The sequence below is a fragment of the Cupriavidus sp. 05L411 genome (genome assembly GCF_056398045.1).
Genome location: NZ_JBFTOQ010000006.1, coordinates 166,661 through 184,311, shown reverse-complemented (window position 1 = coordinate 184,311; position 17,651 = coordinate 166,661). Strand labels below are relative to the sequence as shown.

The window sequence follows — 17,651 nt, the reverse complement described above, 5'->3', positions numbered from 1 at the left end:
TGGCTCGATTTAGTAGTAGGCCATCGTGTAGCGGATGAACGAGTTACCCGCACCCGCCGTGACGGAGGCAGCGGTCTGGACATAGGCCGCGCTGTAGGTCAGCGTTGCGGTGTTGTCCGTGATCGTGGCCACCTGCGGGCTCGTCTGAGCCAGGTGCAGCGGGATCTTGCCGGTGGCCTTGTTGCCGTTGTCGCTAACCTCGATCTGCACGCCYTTYGCCGCAGCGGTGCCCTGCAGGATCAGGTTGCCGGTRRYRGGATCGATGTTGGCGGAGCCCGTATCAAAGGAGATAGAGGCCTTCGTTTTATCCTTGCAGGCCGTGCCGCCGCCCAGTACCAGGCTGAACGGTACTGCGGGGGATTTAACGCCAATGCCCGTGAAGATGATGGGATCCACGCGACCCAGATCCACGGTGGTGCGATTGTTGGGCCCGGCCGGCTTGCCGTTGATGGTGCAGGTGACGTCCGTGATGGAGCCGGTGAAGTCCAGCTGGCCGTCGAACGCATGGGACAACGAGGGAGCCATGGCGGCCATGACCACACAGCCGGCTGCGAGAGAACCGAGAATAGTACGTTTCCCGAGAATAGTACGCTTCATGTGATTTCCTTCTTCCGTTGGTAATTGGGGCAATGAATCAAACTATTAGATGCACCCAGGTTTAAATGCAGGCCCACAGGGGACCGATGCACCGGCTTCCGAATCGAACCGCACCCTGCCTGACGCATTCCACGCCAGAGGCAGTCACGGAAAGATACGCAATGGCACTGAGGCCACTCGACGGTGACCAAATCATAGATCTCACGAAATAAAATAAACCCAAGAAAATTCTTGTTTTTCTGAAAAACAATTAAATCAATACCTGGATACTTCAAGCCATATCGTCATAGGAAAGTCGAAGCCCCGCCTCGACAGCATGCGGCCGGTAACTAATGGAATCTGGACACAGCGGGCTGTGAGCATGCGCGGACTCGCCTTCACGCTCGTATTCTTTGGCGCGAATGGACAACGCGCCGGGGCGCGCGGGCGGACGAAGAATTCGAGGGGCTGGATCTCAACGATCCGAGGCGGGATCGACGTGCAAAGGCGCTGCGCAAACGGTTTGCGGCCAGGCCGACGGCAAGCATTCGGGGCGCGTGCGATGGATGCGTGGAGACCACTCATCACTACCTATCGATTTCCCGCCAACGAGGAGATCGAGTGAGTGCGCCCTGCCGGGCGCACCATAAAAAAAAACCGCAGCACCAGGCTGCGGTTTTTTGCACCGGGGCAAAAGCCCCGGCCAGGCAAGTGGTACCGCCCGATCAGATCTCTTCGTACAGCGGCAGCGTCAGGAACTCGGCAAAGTCCTCCGACGTGGACATCTGCTCGAAGATCTCGCCGGCGCGGTCATACGTCGTGGTGTCGCCACCGACGAAAGCCTTGACCTTGGCCAACTCTTCCGGGATCAGCGCGCGCACCATCTCGGCGGTCACCTTGCGGCCGTCTTCCAACTTGCCCTTGGGCGAACGGATCCACTGCCACACTTGCGAGCGCGAGATTTCGGCGGTGGCGGCGTCTTCCATCAGGTTGTGGATGGGCACGCAGCCGTTGCCTGCCAACCAGGAGCCGAGGTAGTGGATGCCGACGTTGATGTTCATGCGCAGGCCGGCTTCGGTGATCGGGGTTTCCGGCTGGAAGTCCAGCAGGTCCTTGGCCGCCACGTTGACGTCGTCGCGCTGCTTGTCGAACTGGTTGGGCTTGTCGCCCAGCACGGCCACGAATTCCTTCATGGCCGGCTCGACCAGGCCCGGGTGAGCCACCCAGCCGCCATCATAGCCGTCGGTGGCGTCGCGCTTCTTGTCGTTGATGATGCCTTGCATGGCGATGGCGTTCTTCTCCGGATCGTTCTTGATCGGGATCAGTGCGCTCATGCCGCCAATGGCGGGCGCGCCGCGCTTGTGGCAGGTCTTGAGCAGCAGCAGCGCGTACGAGCGCATGAACGGCGCGGTCATGGTGACCTTGGCGCGGTCGGCCAGGCAGAAGTTCTTGTCGACCTTGAACTTCTTGATGCACGAGAAGATGTAGTCCCAGCGGCCAGCGTTCAAGCCGGCGCTGTGCTCGCGCAACTCGTACAGGATTTCTTCCATCTCGAAGGCGGCCAGGATCGTTTCGATCAGCACGGTTGCCTTGACGGTGCCTTGCGGCAGGCCGATTTCGTTCTGGGCCATGACGAAGACGTCGTTCCACAGACGCGCTTCGAGGTGGCTTTCCATCTTCGGCAGGTAGAAGAAGGGGCCGGCGCCGCGAGCGATCTGTTCCTTGGCGTTATGGAACAGGAACAGCGCGAAGTCGAAGATGCCGCCGGAGACGCGCTGGCCGTCGATGGTGACGTGCTTCTCGTCCAGGTGCCAGCCGCGCGGGCGCACTTGCAGCGTGGCGATCTTGTCGTTCAGCTTGTAGTGCTTGCCGTTGGAATCCAGCGTGAGGGTGCGGCGCACGGCGGCCTTGAGGTTGACCTGGCCCTGCAACTGGTTGTGCCAGTTGGGGGTATTGGAGTCCTCGAAGTCGGTCATGTAGCTGTCCGCGCCGGAGTTGAACGCGTTGATGACCATCTTGGCTTCGACCGGGCCGGTAATTTCCACGCGGCGGCAATGCAGTGCCGGCGGCACCGGCGCGACCTTCCAGTCGCCTTCGCGCACGCTCTTGGTCTGCGCAAGGAAGTCGGGCAGCTCGCCGGCGTCCAGGCGCTTGGTGCGCTCGACGCGGGCGGCCAGCAGTTCCTGGCGGCGCGGCTCGAAGGCGCGGTGCAGTTTGTCCACCAGGGCCAGGGCCGCCGGCGTGAGGATGTCTTCGTAGGCCGGCAGGATTTCGCCGGTRATCTTCATGCCCGCAGGCAGCGTGATGGCCATCWGTGTTCTCCTGTGWTCGATGGTTGATTAAAAGTGCCCGCCGTCAAACCGCCGCACCTTGGGTGTGGACGAATTCGAGCAGGTCATTCATGTCGTGCCCGGTGCCGGAAGGGCTTACATCGAGCCGCTCCGCCGGATGACCGGCACGATTGATCCAGAACGTGGTGTAGCCGTACCAGGTGGCACCGCAAGCGTCCCAGCCATTGGACGAGACGAAGAGGATCTCCCCTGCCGGCATGCCAAACGCCTTGGGGCCCAGCGCGTAGGCCTCGGGTGCGGTCTTGTACATGCGCACCGCGTCGACCGACAGCACGTGGTCGAACAGCCCGTGCATGCCTGCGCTCTTGACCGAGATATCCAGCATCTGCGGATTGCCGTTGGAGAGAATGCCCAGCGGCAGCCCGGCTGCCCGCAGGCGCTTGAGCGCGCCGAGGTTTTCCGGGAAGGCCGACAGGCACGCGTACTCCTTGAGCAGTTGCGCCTCCAGGGCCGGGTCCAGCACCAGTTGCAGGCGCTCGGCCGCATAGCGCAGCGCATCCACCGTCAGCGCCCAGAACGGCTTGTAGTAGGCGCCGTCGGGCGCGGCCATCGAGCGGATGCGGGTGTAGTCGATCTGACGCTCGCGCCACAGCAGCGCCAGCGCCTCGCCCTTGCCCGGAAACAATTGCTCCGCGCGCGCGGTGACGGAATACACGTCGAACAGCGTGCCATAGGCATCGAAGACGACGGCGCGGATCTTTTGCATGAGCTGGAGCGGTTCCTTTGGACAAACCCGACAAACCCGGCATACCCGGCAGGCCAGCGCCACTGCGTGGGCCTGTACACCAATGAATGCATAGCATTGTAGGGAGACGTTGCAGTGCGGCAAAGTCGGTCGGGGTCACTTGATCTTTTACTTTTACCCCACTAATCTTCGCTAGCGGTGTAAAGATAAGGCACCAAATCCACCCCATTGCCTCACCCGCCCCTTGCTTTGGGCGGCATGAGGCACAAAACTGGCGAGCTTCGTGGATCATTTCAAACAATTGGAGACGTTCGTCTCGGTAGCCGCGCGCGGCAGCCTTTCGGCGGCCGCGGCGGCTGAAGGCGTGGCGCCGGCCATCATCGGCCGGCGCATCGATGCGCTGGAAGAGCGCCTGGGCGTCAAGCTGCTGCTGCGCACCACGCGCAAGATCAGCCTGACCTTCGAAGGCTCGGCCTTCCTGGAAGACTGCCAGCGCATCCTCAACGACCTGCACAACGCCGAGGCCAGCGTCTCGGCGGGTGGCGTCAAGGCCAGCGGCCACCTGCGCGTGACCGCGCCGGCGGGCTACGGACGCAAGCACGTGGCGCCGCTGGTGCCGTTGTTCATCGAATCGCACCCGGATGTGACCATCACGCTGGACCTGTCGGACCGCGTGGTGGATCTCGTCAACGAGGGCTTCGACTGCGCCATCCGCCTGGGCGACCTGCCCGACTCCAGCCTGGTGTCAATCCGCCTGGCGGAGAACCGGCGCGTGGTGGTGGCGTCCCCCGATTACCTGGCACGCCATGGCGTGCCCGCCCTGCCCGAGGAACTCACCCGTCACAACTGCCTGGCCTTCGGCGCCAGCGCCAACGTGCAGCGCGGCTGGGCCTTCCAGCAGGAAGGCCGCGCGGTCACGGTCAAGGTGGGCGGCACCATGGAGTGCACCGATGGCGCGGTGCTGCACGCGTGGTGCCTGCATGGCCACGGGCTGGCATGGCGCTCCTGGTGGGAAGTCGGGCAGGAAATCGCTAGCGGCCGGCTGGTCACGGTGCTCGACGAGTTCCAGGCGCCACCAATTGGCATCCACGCTGTCTTCCCGCAGCGCAAGCACCTGCCGCTGCGGGTACGGCTGTTCATCGACCACCTGAAGAACACCTATGGGAACCCGGCCTACTGGCGCCGCGCGGAACAGGCATCCGCCGCCGGCAAGCCGCAACTGGCGGTCAATTCCTAGTTCGATTTGATTTAGGGCAATGCCGCATGCGCCACCCCTGCCTACAATGAAAGCTGACAGGTGCCGTGCGGCCTGCCTCCGTCCAAAGGTAAATCCGGTCCATTCGCCCCAAAGGAGTCCAGCATGTTCAAGCACATCTTGCTACCCACCGACGGTTCGGAACTGTCCAAGAAGGCCATCGACGGCGCGCTGGAGCTGGCCAAGACAATCAACGCGCGGGTCACCGCCTATGTCTGCCTGGAGGAGTATCCCTACACGCCGTTCAGCGAGATCGTGGTGGAGGCGCCACAGGCCTTCAGGGACCGCATCGAAAGCCAGGCCAAGCTATACCTGAAGGAAGTGGAAACCGCCGCCCGGGCCGACGGCATCAGCTTTGACGCCGACATGTCCACCTTTGCGGTGCCCTACCTGGGCATCATCGACGCGGCCGAGCGCCATGGCTGTGACGTGATCTTCATGGCCTCGCACGGCAGGCGCGGCTTGTCGGGCCTGCTGCTGGGCAGCGAAACCCAGAAAGTGCTGACGCACACCGACATCCCGGTGATCGTGTATCGCTGAGCGCGCCCTGGCGACAAACGACGAACGACAAAAAGGCTGGCCACCCCGAACAGGGCAGCCAGCCTTTTTGCCTGCCCGGCCCGCCTATGCGGCAAGGCCGGCCCGGATCAGCTGCCCTTATTGATACGGTCTTCGATGTGCTTGGCGCGGTCGTCCGAGCCAGGGTGCGACGAGAACATGCTGGACTTGCCGCCATCGAGCTTGGCCAGCTTCTGGAACGCCGTGACCAGGCCACGGGTGTTGGCCTTGTTCTTGGTCAGCACATCGAACGAGTAGTCGTCGGCGGCGCTTTCCTGCGTTTGCGAGAATTGCGCGTTGATCAGTTGCTCGCCCATTTCGCCCAGCTGCGAGGCCGACAGCGCGGCCACGGTGCCACCGGCGGCGGCCAGCGCGCCGCGCGCCGCCATGGCGGTGTACGCCACCTGCATCTTGTTCTTGGTGTGGCCCAGCGCCACGTGGCCCAGCTCATGCCCCACCACGCCGCGCACTTCGTCGTCGGTCATCATGTCCATCAGGCCGCTGTACACGCGCACGCAGCCGTTGGCCATGGCCCAGGCGTTGACGTCCTTGGTCAGGTAGACCTTGGCGTTGACGCTGGGCAGGCCGCTCGACTGCAGGCCCGCCATGATCTTGGTCAGGCGCTTGTTGTAGGTGCTGCTAGGGGCCGCGATCTTGTTGGCCTTGTCGAGCTCGGCGCAAGACTGGTCGGACATGGCCTTGACGTCGCCATCGCTCAGCGAGGCCGCCTTGAACAGCGAGGTGCCGGCGCCCATCATGCCGTCGACATTGGTGCCGGCACAGCCGGCCAAGGCAGCGCAGAGCGCGACGATAGCGGCCAGGGAAAGTTTGTGCTTCATGTTTGTTGCCTTCTTGGGATCGACACCGGCCGGATTGCTCGCCAGTGACTTGAGTGGGGATGTGCCGGCGGCTGGCCGGCGACCTGCGGTGTGGCTCTGCTTACACACGGGCAGCATCATATCGCCTAAAACATCCCAATCGCCCCATAAATGACTTAATTGCCACAGACACAATCTTTAACATTTCCCCGCAAGCCGGCCCCAAAAAGCAAAAAACCACGCCGTCCCTGAGAGGGAGACGGCGCGGCGCCTAATTGAGGGGCATGATGGTCGCACGCCCTTCAAGACGACCGGCTATCGGGCCAGTCAGCCATTCCGCTTTTCGATCTCGCGATCTGAAGCCTCAGGCCACCTTCTTATCGAAGAATTGTTCGTCTTCGGTCGAACCCTTGAGGGCGGTCGTGGACGACTGGCCGCCTTCGATGGTCTGGGTCACGGCGTCGAAGTAACCGGTGCCGACTTCGCGCTGGTGCTTGACGGCGGTGAAACCCTTCTCGGCGGCCGTGAACTCATTTTCCTGCAGTTCGACGAATGCGCTCATATGGTTGCGGGCATAGCCGTAGGCCAGGTTGAACATCGAGTAGTTCAGCGAGTGGAAGCCGGCCAACGTGATGAACTGGAACTTGTAGCCCATGGCGCCCAGTTCCTTCTGGAACTTGGCGATGGTGGCATCGTCCAGGTTTTTCTTCCAGTTGAACGACGGCGAGCAGTTGTAGGCCAGCATCTTGCCCGGGAACTTGGCGTGAACAGCTTCGGCAAACTTCTTGGCAAATTCCAGGTCAGGCTTGCCGGTTTCGCACCACACCAGGTCGGCCACTTCGGCGTAGGCCAGGGCACGGGAGATCGATTGCTCGATGCCCGGCTTGACGCGGTAGAAGCCTTCCACCGTGCGCTCGCCGGTGCAGAACGGGCGATCGCGCTCGTCCACATCGGAAGTCAGCAAATCGGCGGCCTCGGCATCGGTACGGGCGATCACCAGGGTCGGCACGCCAGACACGTCGGCGGCCAGGCGAGCGGCGGTCAGCTTGGCAACGGCTTCACGCGTCGGCACCAGCACTTTGCCACCCATGTGGCCGCACTTTTTGACCGAAGCCAGCTGGTCTTCGAAGTGAACGCCGGCAGCGCCTGCGTCGATCATCGACTTCATCAGTTCGAAGGCATTGAGCACGCCGCCGAAACCGGCTTCGGCGTCAGCCACGATCGGCGCGAAGAAATCGGTATCGCCCTTACCTTCGCTCCACTGGATCTGGTCGGCGCGCTGGAAGGTGTTGTTGATGCGGCGCACCACTTGCGGCACCGAGTTGGCCGGGTACAGCGACTGGTCGGGGTACATTTCGCCGGCCAGGTTGGCGTCGCCTGCGACTTGCCAGCCCGACAGGTAGATGGCCTTGAGGCCAGCCTTGACCTGTTGCATGGCCTGGTTGCCGGTCAGCGCACCCAGCGTGTTGACGAACGGCTCAGTGTTCAGCAGGTGCCACAGCTTCTCGGCGCCGCGGCGGGCCAGGGTGTGCTCGATCTGCACGGAGCCGCGCAAGCGCACGACGTCATCCGCAGTGTAGTGACGCGCGACGCCCTTCCAGCGAGGATTGGTATCCCATTCTTTTTGCAGGTTCTTTGCTTCGGTTTCGCGGGACATTTCACTCTCCTAGAGTTTAGAGCGGGGATGGCATTGGAAACTTGCGACAGGCTGGGCGGACCGTGGTGCCGACTTGCCGACCAGGGCACTTTCGGGGGTGTTTCGGCGGCGCTGATCTGCCGGCCTCGCCACCCCTGGTTTCTGCCGCTCAGGTCATGTGTCTTATATAAGAGTGTAGGGAAACGCCCCGCGTCGCAACAGCTCAGAATGCAGTCTTCGCTTAGTTTTTTCCTTTTTATAATCAATTATTTACATTTTATTTTTCATGATGTGGCAAGCAATCCTCCATCATGAGAAATGCCCGTTGTGCTACGCATCACCATTTTTTGCCGCACAAAACATCTTTCCGCATTATGAAATTTCGGGATTTGGCGCCATCCGTGCCTGGCGCAATGCCAGCGGCTCCGGGCCACCATCGATATGTCCGGCCAGGTCGCGCACCATTGCCGCCATGCCGGCGGGGTCCGCCAGCGGCAGCCAGTGCCGCGCGCTGACCTCCCGGCGCCACCAGCGCTCCACCCAGCGCGAAAGATCCTCGGACAGCGCCGGCCTGACATAGCGATCCAGCAGTGGCACGATCACCTGCACCGGCGCGTGCGCGTGGCGCTCGCCCGGTGAAAGCAGGCGCGGCAGCATATTGGCGCGGTACAGCGCCAGCCCGTGACGGCCGTCCGCCGCCTGGGTGGGGTTGGGATGCGCCTCGATACCCTCGGTCCGCCTCAGGTAAAGCGGCCAGGCGCGGCCCATCCAGAGCCGCCAGCTTAGTTCGGGCAGCCACGGCAGGTGGAAGATATAGATGTACCAGGACGAGGCCATCTGCCGCAGCGAGCGCGAAAGCGCCGTGAACGACAGGCGCCGGTTTCCCCGCATCCAGTGGCCGACATGGTCCAGGCAAGGCCCGGAGCACGACGTGAATGAAGCGATGCGGCCGCGCAGGCGTGGCTCGGTGACAAACTCCCAGCACTGGATCGAGCCCCAGTCATGGCCGACCAAGTGGACGGGCGCATCGGGTGACATAGCGTCGATGACCGCGCTGAAGTCTTCCGCCAGGCGCTCCAGGCGATAGGCCGCCACGCCTTTGGGCGCCGAAGAGCCACCGGCGCCGCGCACATCGTAGGCGACTACGTAATAGTCATTGGCCAGCAGAGGCGCCACGCCATGCCAGACCGCGCTGTTGTCCGGATAGCCGTGCACCAGCACCATGGCCGGGTGCGCGGGATCGCCCCAGGTCTTGACGGCAAGCCGCACGCCGCCGGACTGGACGAATCGCTGGTTGGGAAGGGAATGGGGAGCATGCATGCTTAACCATGACATCAGGCGATGGAATGATTGCCGATGCTACGCCAAGACCGGCCGCGCGGCGAGCGCGCGGCATGGCGTTTCAAACGCAAGCGGACTAACGGGTTAGCGGGCGTGCCGGTAGGCCACCCAGTCTCCGGATGCAATGCGCGGCAGGCCCGCGACCGCGTCCTCGCCCACCGGGTAAAGCAGGCAGCTGACGGCTTGATCRCCAACCGCCACCACGCGCTCCTCGCGCACGAACAACGAGGCCTGGCCCGGATAGACCTCCTCGATCTCGTCGAGCACCGGTACCAGCGCGGCATCGACCTCGTACAAGTCGCCGGCCACGCCGGGCGCGGCGGCGTCCAGCACCAGCCCGGGATATGTGCCGAAGTCATAGAGCCGCCCCGCCACGGTCGCGCTGCCGATCAGGCGCGGCGCGGCAATGCCGTGCTTGCGCGCGGCCGCGTTGAGGTCGTTGACTTCGCCCGCGCGCAGCGTGCCATAGACAAAGACCACTGGCATGCTCAGCCCTCCAGCCTGGTGTCCGCCACCAGCACGCCATCGGCGTCAGCATAGATCCAGTTGCCAGGCCGCACCACGGCGCCGGGCATTTGCACCGCGACCTCACGCTCGCCCACATTACGCTTCTGGCTCTTTTGCGGATGCAGGGCCAGGGCGCGCACGCCGATGTCGCACACCGCGAGCTCCCCGCTGTCACGCACGCAGCCATTGACGAGGATGCCGACCCAGCCGTTCTTCTCGGCCAGCACGCCGAGGTTGCCGCCCACCAGCGCGCAGCGCAGCGAGCCGCCGCCATCGACCACCAGCACGCGGCCGTTGCCCGGCGATTCGACCGCCTCACGCACCAGCGAATTGTCCTCGAACACCTTGAGCGTGGCCGCCGGGCCAGAGAACGCGGCGCGCTTGCCAAAATGCTGGAATACCGGTGACAGCACGCGCAGCGAGCCRTCCGCCAGGCGCGCCTCGTTGGCATCGCACAGGTCAGTGGTAGCAAAGCTCATGAAGGACTCCCGAATCGGAAAAGTGGAAATTGGATGAGGTGCGGGTGCGTGCGTCAGTCCGTGTCAGCCGGCGGCCGCCCGCTTGCCCGCCACCTCGCGGCGGGAGCGGTTGCCATTGCCAACCGTGACAGCGGTGAAGATCGCCAGCATCTGGAAGGCGCCGATCATGAAGAACACCCAGCTCGGCCAGTGCGCGTCCATCAGCATGCCGAAGAACAAGGGCCCGCTGGCCAGGCCGATATCCAGGCCGGAGTAGACCACGCCATAAACCCGGCCGGTGGCGCCGGCAGGCGCTGCCGCACGCACGAGCAGGTCGCGCGAAGGCCCGGCCGTGCCCGCGCCAAAGCCGATCACGCCCATCAGCACCGGCACCATCACGGCCGGCAGCACGCCCAGCCCCACCACGATCGCGACCAAGCCCGACAGCGTGAAGCTCATTGCGATCAGGCGGTCGTGGTTGCTGGTGCGTCCCGCGGCAAAGCCACCCACGATCATGCCGCCCGCGCTGCACAACATATAGACGGTGTACGACGCCGTGGCGAGCGTCAGCGGCATGCCGTAGAGCTGGGTCAGCGCGGTCGGCGCGAAGCTCTGGATGCCGGAAAACGAAAAGGTGGTGACGAGGAAGAAGGCCCAGCAGATCCACACTTGCGGCAGCTTCAGGAACGCCAGCATGCTGCCGCCCGCCTTGGCCGCCGCAGCGGCCGCCCTGGGCGCCGCGCCGGCCGCGGCGCGGGGATCCAGCACATGCCGAAAAGCCAGCAGCACGGCCAGCACGCCAAAGGCCACCGCCGAGGCGCTGGCGAGCGCGGTGCGCCAGCTGCCGAGCTCCGCAATGGTGACCAGGAAGATCGGCGCCGCGGCCCAGCCCAGGTTGCCCGAGATGCCATGCACCGAAAACGCATGCCCCAGCCGCGGCTGGGAAACATGCTTGTTGAGCAAGGTGAAATCGGCGGGATGGAACACGCCGTTGCCCATCCCGGCCACGCCCGCGCCAAGCAGCAGCATCGCGTAGCTCGGGCTGATCGACAGCAGCAAGGCCGCCGCACCCAGCAGCCCGAGGCCGCCAAACAGCACCGGCGTCGCGCCAAAACGGTCCACCACGAAGCCCGACGCGGTCTGCACCACGGCCGACACGGCAAAGAACACCGTCATCAGCAAGCCCAGCTCCGCATAGCTCAGGCCGAACTCGGCCTTGATCCACGGGAACAGGGGCGCCAGCAGCAGGTGAAAGAAGTGGGAAACGCCGTGGGCCAGGCCGACCAGGCCGATGACCTGGGCGTCGTGGCGCAGCGGATTGCGAACGGGATCGAGGGTGGCGGCAGTCATCGGGCGGCTATCTGGCTGGGCTTGGCATGGCGCGCCGGCCATGCTGCCAGGCTCAAGAGGCGCGCTGCGAATACCGCATCATAGAGTAAAACAACCCGTGGCAGGGGTGCCCTGCGCGTTACATCTGTTTAAACAGATAGGCGTACTGACGCGCCACCGGCAAGGTTTCAGAGCGATTGCGCAGCTTGAGCGCGAGCCGCCMCAGCGACTGGTTCACGGCACTGGCCACGCAGTCGATATTGACCACCGTGCCGCGATGGATCTGCCAGAAGCGCTCGGGGTCGAGCTGCTGAGACAGCTCGCGCAGGCTGGTGCGGATCAACGCCTCGCCGCTGGCGGACACCACGTTGACGTACTTGTCCGTCGCCTCCAGGTAGATCACCTCATCCACCGGAATGATGCGGATCTCCTGGCCAACCAGCGCTTTGATAAAGCGCAGATATCCATGTTGCTGCGCGCCCGCCGGCGCATGCTGCCCGGGCCCGCCGCCTGGCTCCATGGTCTCCAGGCGCGCCAGCAATTGCGCCAGGCGATCGGTATCAAGGGCGGCGCCGCCCTCCTCGCTGGCCTGCGCTTGGGCCGCCAGCCTCGCCTTGAGGCGGTGCACCGTGGCCTCCAGCCGCTCGGGCTGCACCGGCTTGAGCACGTAATCGACCGCCTCGCGCTCGAAGGCTTCCAGCGCGAACTGGTCGTACGCCGTGACGAACACCACCAGCGGCGGCGGATCGAACTCCATCAGCTCGCGCGCCACGTCCATGCCGCTCATGCCTGGCATGCGGATATCGAGAAACGCGACATGGGGCTGGTGCTGGCGGGCCGCCTCCAGCGCGGACACGCCGTCATGGACCACGCTGACGATCTGCGCCTCTGGCCAGAGGCTGGACAATTCGGCATGCAAGGCGCGCGCGAGCAGCGGCTCGTCGTCGGCAATCAACAGGGTCGGGGCCATGGAAACGGAAGTAAGGGGCGGATGGGTCGATGCAGTCTAAGCAGTCGAAGAAGTCGAAACGGCTAAACAGCGAGGTGCATCAAGAATGGGAAATGCCTTGCGTGGCGGCGCTCACAGGGGGGATGGCGCGCGCGCCGGCGGCCTTGCCCGCGGGCACCGGCATGGGTGCGTGGGCGGCGGCAGACGCCGCCGTGCGCACAACGGGCAACGTCAGCCGGACGATCACGCCGCGCGGCGTGTTTTCTTCCATCTGCATGCTGGCCGCCGCCCCGAAAATCCGCGCCAGCCGCTCGCGCACATGGGTCAGCCCGAGGCCGGAGCCCTTGGTCACGGCATGTCCGAAACCTACCCCGGTATCGGTGATCACCACCTGCACGGCGTTGTCGCCCTGTGCCCGGGCCGACAGCACGATCCTGCCGCCATGCATGCACGGCTCGATGCCGTGGCTGACCGCGTTCTCCACCAGCGGCTGGATCAGCATGGGCGGGATCTCGACCTCCGCCAGCTCGGGCGGAAGCTCGATCTCATAGGCCAGGCGCGTGCCGAAACGCAGCGCCTGGATGTCCAGGTAGCTGCGCAGCAACTCGAACTCCTGGCGCAGCGTGCATTGCTCGGCGCGCGTGTGGGACAGCGACATGCGCAGGAAGCCGATCAGCCGCTGCAGCAGGCGCCTTGCGGCCTGCTGGTCGGTGGCAATCAGGCAATCCAGGTTGGCCAGGGAGTTGAACAGGAAATGCGGCTCGATCTGCGCCTGCAGGGCCATCAGCTGCGCGCGCACCAGCTGCTTCTCGGCCTCTTCGCGCTGCAGCGCGTCGAGCGCGGCCTGCCGTTCGAGATGGGCGAGCTTCTCGCGCGACCAGTAGAAGTAAATCATGCTGGCCGACGCAAGCATGCCCACTACCAGGCACATGCGCAGCATATCGGTCGCTTCCTCGAAGGACTTCGCCGGCTCGCTCAGTACCACGCGCGTGGTCCAGCTGCCCATGATCACGCCCAGCGGCACGGCAACGGCGGTCAGGCACAGGAAGGGCCAGCGCCTGGGACGATCATTCCACCAGATCAGTACGCGGGCGATGTCGATCAGCAGCCAGATCGACAGGCCGATAAGCTGACTGTAGACGAAGTTGTGCCACAGCGAGCCGCCCGTGCGGAAACCGTAGTTCAGGCTGACGGCGATGATGGTGTTCGCGCACAGCACGAACACCAGGTCGCGCGCGAGGATCGAGATCCTGGAGGGAATGGCGGCGGGACAGCGATCCAGCGCTTTCATAGGGGCAAGGTCGAGGATAACTGAGCGTTATTGTAAAGGCCGATCACAGGCGCCGACAGCCGTCGCCCGGCTCACATGTACGCTGCGACACGTTGGCGTCATCAATCGCGGGACCGGCACCGTGGCCGTGCAACGCGGCCCACCACTGCCCGGACAGGACATAGCGCGGAAACGTGATCCATTGTTCGGCCAGGATGCGCTGTGCCACGTCGAGCGGGCCGGCGAACGGCTCGGGCCTGACCGCCTCGAGCCGATGTCCCCGCCCTTGCAGCATCATCGACAAGGCCATGCACAGCACGCCAAGCCCTACCGCAGGCACGGATAGCGACAGCACGCCATAGACCAACAGCACATTGCCGGCCATGAACATCGGCACCGCGGCAATGTGCAGCAGCAGGCTGCGAGGGTGATTGTGATTGCGGGCGTAGCCGCGCCATTGCCAGCTCAGCAGCCCTTCAGGGCGCGCGCTCATGGCTTCGGGCCGCGCTGGTCGACGCGCCGCCAGGCCAGGCGGCGCACAAGCACGATGGCGCCCAGGGCGATCAGCAGCACGGGCCAGCCATCCCGCACCAGGTAGGCAGGCAGCAGGCCGCCGTTTTGCGCGAGGAACACTGCGCCCAATGCAATCAGGATGATCGGGGCGATCAGCCCCTTGCCGCCACGGCCTTGTTTCATCTCGCTCTCCTCTCGTGCGGACCCGCGCACCGTCGATATTGCGGTGCATCAAGCCATGTGACGGTATCAACGTATTCCGCCACGGACAGTAGCGACTTTACGCGGACACCGGTCGCTACGAAAGTGGCGTGCGACGAATGGAGAACAGATGGCGCGAAACGCGAGGATGCGGCGCGATCGGCACCGGGGCACTCAGGCCCCGGCAGCCCGGGCTGTCAAGCCTCGACCACCTGCCCGCCCGCTGGCTCGGATAGCGCGCTGCTGACCGTGTCGCGCGAGAGGTGCGGCGCGAACATGTTGATGAAGGCGTGCGCGTAGCCGCGCAGGTAGGCGCCGCGGCGCACGGCCACGCTGGTGGTGTTGGGCTCGAACAGATGGTCGGCAGCAATCCGCACCAGCCCGGCGTCCTTGCGTTCGTCGTAGGCCATCGAGGCGATGATGCCCACGCCCAGCTCCAGCTCCGCATAGGTCTTGATGACGTCCGCGTCCATCGCGGTCAGCACGATCTCCGGCTGCAGGCCGGCGGCGGCAAAGGCGCCATCGATCTTGCGGCGCCCGGTGAAGCCGGCATCGTAGGTAATGATCGGGAAGCCAGCGATGTCTTCCAGCGTCGGCTCCGGCAGCTGCGTCAGCGGATGCTCCGGCGAGACCACCAGCACGTGGCGCCAGGTATAGGCCTCGAACGAGGTCAGCCCGGCCTCGCTGGCCACCGCCTCGGTTGCAATGCCGATATCGGCCTGGCCGCTCAGCACCAGCTCCACGATATGCGCGGGCGAGGCCTCCTGCAGCGCCAGCGTCACATGGGGGTAGGCGCGGCGGAAGCTCTGCACCACCTTGGGCAAGGCATAGCGTGCCTGGGTGTGCGTGGTGGCCACCGTCAGGCGGCCGGTATGGCGCCCGGCGAATTCGTCGCCCGCCTGGCGCAGGTTCTCGGCCTCGAGCAGCAGGCGCTCGACGATGCGCACGATTTCGCGCCCGGGCTCGGTCAGGCCGGTCAGGCGCTTGCCGTAGCGCTCGAAGATCTCGACGCCGAGTTCTTCCTCCAGTTCGCGGATCTGGCGCGAAACGCCGGGCTGCGAGGTGTAGAGCGCATTGGCCACCTCGGTCAGGTTGAATTGGCGGCGCACCGCCTCGCGGATGGAACGCAGTTGCTGGAAGTTCATTGTGCGGCTCCTGCCGGCGTGCCCCTGGCGCTAGCCGGGGCGGATGAATGGGGTTGGACGAAGACACGCAGCCGGCGCGGCCGCACGGCGAGCAGCTCGCCCTCGCGGAAGCCCTGGTGGCGGAAGCGCTCGAGCGGCAGCGCCACTTCGATGACTTCCTGGGTGTCTTCACGTTCCAGTTCGAGCTGGGCCACAGGGCCCAGGGTGAGCGCGCGGCGCAGCGTCACGGCAATGCCGTCGGTGCCGGGCGAATAGCGCTCGAGGTCGAGATCGTGCGGGCGGACATAGGCCACGGCGTCGCCGGCGGTCTCATGGCCGCTGCCGATCACCGGCAGGATCGAATCGCCGGTATGGAGCAGGCCGCCCCGCTCCCCGACCTCAAGCCGGCCGTGGAACAGGTTGACGTTGCCGAGAAAGCCGAACACGAACGGCGTGGCCGGATGGTTGTAGACCGCCTCCGGCGTGCCCGCCTGCTCCACATGGCCGCGGTTCATCAGCACCACCTGGTCGGCCACTTCGAGCGCCTCTTCCTGATCGTGGGTGACGAACACGCTGGTGACATGGAGCTCGTCGTGCAGGCGTCGCAGCCAGCGGCGCAGTTCCTTGCGCACCTTGGCGTCGAGCGCGCCGAACGGCTCGTCGAGCAGCAGCACGCGCGGCTCCACCGCCAGCGCGCGGGCCAGCGCAATGCGCTGGCGCTGCCCGCCTGACAACTGCGGCGGATAGCGGTCGGCCAGCCAGTCGAGCTGCACCAGTTCCAGCAGCGCGCGCACCTTGTCGCGGATCTGCGCCTCGCTGGGACGCTCGGCACGCGGCTTGACGCGCAGGCCGAAGGCCACGTTCTCGAACACCGTCATGTGCTTGAACAGCGCGTAATGCTGAAACACAAAACCAACCTGGCGCTGGCGCACATGCTGATGCGAGGCATCGCGCCCCTCCAGCAGGATCTGGCCGGCGTCCGCGCGTTCCAGGCCAGCGATGATGCGCAGCAACGTGGTCTTGCCACAGCCCGAGGGCCCCAGCAACGCCGTCAGCTGGCCTTCGTCGAAATCGAGGGTGACGTCGTCGAGCGCAACGAAATTGCCGAAGCGCTTCTGCACGTTCTTGACCTGGATGCTCATGATGCCTGTCCTTGCAATTTGCCAGCGCTCGGGTTCTCCGGCGCAAAGTTCTCGTCTTCCCTGTGCTCGCGGCTGGCGCGGTACTCCACCAGCGTCTTGATGCCGAGCGTGACCAGGGCCAGCAGCGTGAGCAGCGACGCCACCGCAAAGGCGGCCGCGAAGTTGTATTCGTTGTAGAGAATCTCCACGTGCAGCGGCATGGTGTTGGTCAGGCCGCGGATATGGCCCGACACTACCGAGACCGCGCCGAACTCGCCCATCGCCCGCGCATTGCACAGGATCACGCCATACAGCAGGCCCCAGCGGATGTTGGGCAGCGTGATGCGGCGGAAGGTCTGCCAGCCCGAGGCGCCCAGCACGATGGCGGCCTCTTCTTCCTCGCTGCCCTGCGCCTGCATCAGCGGGATCAACTCGCGCGCCACAAAGGGAAAGGTGACGAAGATGGTGGCCAGCACGATGCCCGGCACCGCGAACATGATCTTGATGTCGTGCGCCTCCAGCCACGGCCCCAGCCAGCCCTGCGCGCCGAACAGCAGCACATAGACCAGGCCGGAGATCACCGGCGACACCGAGAACGGCAGGTCGATCAGCGTGGTCAGCAGGCTCTTGCCGCGGAAATCGAACTTGGCGATGGCCCAGGAGGCCGCCACGCCAAACACCACATTGAGCGGCACCGCGATGACGGCCACCAGCAACGTCAGCTGGATCGCGGCCACGGCATCGGGCTCCACCAGCGAATCGAAATAAGTTTGCACGCCTTTGCGCAGTGCTTCATAAAACACCGAAGCCAGCGGGATGAACAGGAACAGCGCGAGGAACAGCACCGCGATCGCGATCAGGGTGTAGCGCACCCACGGGGCTTCACCCGTGGCATCCCGGAAACGCGTGGCGGCGGGGGCAGCACGGCCGCCCAGGCCCTTGGTAACGACGCCAGCCAT

The 17,651-nt window shown here is 64.8% G+C and carries 18 protein-coding genes and 1 pseudogene; 3 read left to right on the top strand and 16 right to left on the bottom strand.

Annotated features, from left to right (window positions below; all coding sequences use genetic code 11):
- Positions 1-9 precede the first annotated feature (9 nt).
- Complete coding sequence (locus tag AC1DQR_RS09360) at positions 10-597, bottom strand: fimbrial protein (RefSeq protein ID WP_477132903.1); 588 nt, start codon at positions 595-597, stop codon at positions 10-12.
- Between the two features lie 339 nt (positions 598-936).
- Here AC1DQR_RS09360 and AC1DQR_RS09355 point away from each other — a divergent pair.
- Positions 937-1,143, top strand: a pseudogene (locus tag AC1DQR_RS09355) (transposase DNA-binding-containing protein); the annotation flags it as partial.
- Positions 1,144-1,301: 158 nt separating this feature from the next.
- On the opposite strand, the gene aceB reads toward AC1DQR_RS09355, so the two are convergent.
- Both aceB and AC1DQR_RS09345 read right to left on the bottom strand, forming a co-directional pair.
- Positions 1,302-2,888 carry a malate synthase A gene (aceB, locus tag AC1DQR_RS09350; protein ID WP_174427333.1) on the bottom strand — a complete coding sequence of 529 codons (1,587 nt, stop codon included), beginning with the start codon at positions 2,886-2,888 and terminating at the stop codon, positions 1,302-1,304.
- 43 nt (positions 2,889-2,931) lie between these two features.
- Positions 2,932-3,633 carry a haloacid dehalogenase type II gene (locus tag AC1DQR_RS09345; protein WP_416048833.1) on the bottom strand — a complete coding sequence of 234 codons (702 nt, stop codon included), beginning with the start codon at positions 3,631-3,633 and terminating at the stop codon, positions 2,932-2,934.
- A 262-nt stretch (positions 3,634-3,895) separates the two neighbouring features.
- On the opposite strand from AC1DQR_RS09345, the gene AC1DQR_RS09340 reads away from it, so the two are divergent.
- Both AC1DQR_RS09340 and AC1DQR_RS09335 read left to right on the top strand, forming a co-directional pair.
- The gene (locus AC1DQR_RS09340) at positions 3,896-4,849 is read left to right on the top strand and encodes a LysR family transcriptional regulator (RefSeq protein WP_416048834.1); all 954 of its coding nucleotides are present in this window, start codon (positions 3,896-3,898) and stop codon (positions 4,847-4,849) included.
- A gap of 123 nt (positions 4,850-4,972) precedes the next feature.
- Positions 4,973-5,407 carry a universal stress protein gene (locus tag AC1DQR_RS09335; RefSeq protein WP_006161942.1) on the top strand — a complete coding sequence of 145 codons (435 nt, stop codon included), beginning with the start codon at positions 4,973-4,975 and terminating at the stop codon, positions 5,405-5,407.
- Positions 5,408-5,514: 107 nt separating this feature from the next.
- Here the strand turns inward: AC1DQR_RS09335 and loiP are convergent, their stop codons facing one another.
- From loiP to cysW, 13 genes are all read right to left on the bottom strand, one after another.
- Entirely contained in the window at positions 5,515-6,264 is a 750-nt protein-coding gene (loiP, locus tag AC1DQR_RS09330) for a metalloprotease LoiP (RefSeq protein ID WP_416048835.1), read from the bottom strand.
- A 343-nt stretch (positions 6,265-6,607) separates the two neighbouring features.
- Positions 6,608-7,900, bottom strand: a complete 1,293-nt coding sequence (aceA, locus tag AC1DQR_RS09325; protein ID WP_416048836.1) for an isocitrate lyase — start codon at positions 7,898-7,900, stop codon at positions 6,608-6,610.
- Between the two features lie 351 nt (positions 7,901-8,251).
- Positions 8,252-9,199 (bottom strand): alpha/beta fold hydrolase, encoded by a 948-nt coding sequence (locus AC1DQR_RS09320; protein ID WP_416048837.1) that lies wholly within the window; start codon positions 9,197-9,199, stop codon positions 8,252-8,254.
- Positions 9,200-9,304: 105 nt separating this feature from the next.
- Positions 9,305-9,706, bottom strand: a complete 402-nt coding sequence (locus AC1DQR_RS09315) for a gamma-glutamylcyclotransferase family protein (RefSeq protein ID WP_416048838.1) — start codon at positions 9,704-9,706, stop codon at positions 9,305-9,307.
- Positions 9,707-9,708: 2 nt separating this feature from the next.
- The gene (rraA, locus tag AC1DQR_RS09310) at positions 9,709-10,206 is read right to left on the bottom strand and encodes a ribonuclease E activity regulator RraA (protein WP_416048839.1); all 498 of its coding nucleotides are present in this window, start codon (positions 10,204-10,206) and stop codon (positions 9,709-9,711) included.
- 63 nt (positions 10,207-10,269) lie between these two features.
- A complete protein-coding gene (locus AC1DQR_RS09305) occupies positions 10,270-11,535 on the bottom strand; it encodes an MFS transporter (protein WP_477132902.1) in 1,266 nt (421 codons plus the stop codon).
- A gap of 118 nt (positions 11,536-11,653) precedes the next feature.
- On the bottom strand, positions 11,654-12,484 hold the full coding sequence (locus AC1DQR_RS09300; protein ID WP_477132901.1) for a LytR/AlgR family response regulator transcription factor: 831 nt from the start codon (positions 12,482-12,484) through the stop codon (positions 11,654-11,656).
- 79 nt (positions 12,485-12,563) lie between these two features.
- Positions 12,564-13,754, bottom strand: coding sequence for a sensor histidine kinase (locus tag AC1DQR_RS09295; RefSeq protein WP_416048842.1), 1,191 nt, complete (start codon positions 13,752-13,754; stop codon positions 12,564-12,566).
- A gap of 43 nt (positions 13,755-13,797) precedes the next feature.
- Positions 13,798-14,226 carry a terminase gene (locus tag AC1DQR_RS09290; protein ID WP_416048843.1) on the bottom strand — a complete coding sequence of 143 codons (429 nt, stop codon included), beginning with the start codon at positions 14,224-14,226 and terminating at the stop codon, positions 13,798-13,800.
- Positions 14,223-14,429, bottom strand: a complete 207-nt coding sequence (locus AC1DQR_RS09285; protein ID WP_150983578.1) for a LiaI-LiaF-like domain-containing protein — start codon at positions 14,427-14,429, stop codon at positions 14,223-14,225. Before AC1DQR_RS09285 ends, AC1DQR_RS09290 begins: the two co-directional genes overlap by 4 nt.
- A 215-nt stretch (positions 14,430-14,644) precedes the next feature.
- Positions 14,645-15,592 carry a CysB family HTH-type transcriptional regulator gene (locus AC1DQR_RS09280; RefSeq protein WP_150983579.1) on the bottom strand — a complete coding sequence of 316 codons (948 nt, stop codon included), beginning with the start codon at positions 15,590-15,592 and terminating at the stop codon, positions 14,645-14,647.
- On the bottom strand, positions 15,589-16,713 hold the full coding sequence (locus AC1DQR_RS09275) for a sulfate/molybdate ABC transporter ATP-binding protein (protein WP_477132900.1): 1,125 nt from the start codon (positions 16,711-16,713) through the stop codon (positions 15,589-15,591). The genes AC1DQR_RS09280 and AC1DQR_RS09275 overlap by 4 nt, the downstream gene beginning before the upstream one ends.
- The gene (gene cysW / locus AC1DQR_RS09270; RefSeq protein WP_416048845.1) at positions 16,710-17,651 is read right to left on the bottom strand and encodes a sulfate ABC transporter permease subunit CysW; all 942 of its coding nucleotides are present in this window, start codon (positions 17,649-17,651) and stop codon (positions 16,710-16,712) included. Before cysW ends, AC1DQR_RS09275 begins: the two co-directional genes overlap by 4 nt.

Bases quoted from the DNA above. Each gene is read 5' to 3' on its own strand.
- AC1DQR_RS09345 (WP_416048833.1), bottom strand. From the start codon at position 3,633: ATGCAAAAGATCCGCGCCGTCGTCTTCGATGCCTATGGCACGCTGTTC.
- AC1DQR_RS09335 (WP_006161942.1), top strand. From the start codon at position 4,973: ATGTTCAAGCACATCTTGCTACCCACCGACGGTTCGGAACTGTCCAAG.
- loiP (WP_416048835.1), bottom strand. From the start codon at position 6,264: ATGAAGCACAAACTTTCCCTGGCCGCTATCGTCGCGCTCTGCGCTGCC.
- aceA (WP_416048836.1), bottom strand. From the start codon at position 7,900: ATGTCCCGCGAAACCGAAGCAAAGAACCTGCAAAAAGAATGGGATACC.
- AC1DQR_RS09320 (WP_416048837.1), bottom strand. From the start codon at position 9,199: ATGCATGCTCCCCATTCCCTTCCCAACCAGCGATTCGTCCAGTCCGGC.
- AC1DQR_RS09305 (WP_477132902.1), bottom strand. From the start codon at position 11,535: ATGACTGCCGCCACCCTCGATCCCGTTCGCAATCCGCTGCGCCACGAC.
- AC1DQR_RS09295 (WP_416048842.1), bottom strand. From the start codon at position 13,754: ATGAAAGCGCTGGATCGCTGTCCCGCCGCCATTCCCTCCAGGATCTCG.
- AC1DQR_RS09290 (WP_416048843.1), bottom strand. From the start codon at position 14,226: ATGAGCGCGCGCCCTGAAGGGCTGCTGAGCTGGCAATGGCGCGGCTAC.
- AC1DQR_RS09285 (WP_150983578.1), bottom strand. From the start codon at position 14,429: ATGAAACAAGGCCGTGGCGGCAAGGGGCTGATCGCCCCGATCATCCTG.
- AC1DQR_RS09280 (WP_150983579.1), bottom strand. From the start codon at position 15,592: ATGAACTTCCAGCAACTGCGTTCCATCCGCGAGGCGGTGCGCCGCCAA.
- AC1DQR_RS09275 (WP_477132900.1), bottom strand. From the start codon at position 16,713: ATGAGCATCCAGGTCAAGAACGTGCAGAAGCGCTTCGGCAATTTCGTT.
- cysW (WP_416048845.1), bottom strand. From the start codon at position 17,651: ATGGCTGGCGTCGTTACCAAGGGCCTGGGCGGCCGTGCTGCCCCCGCC.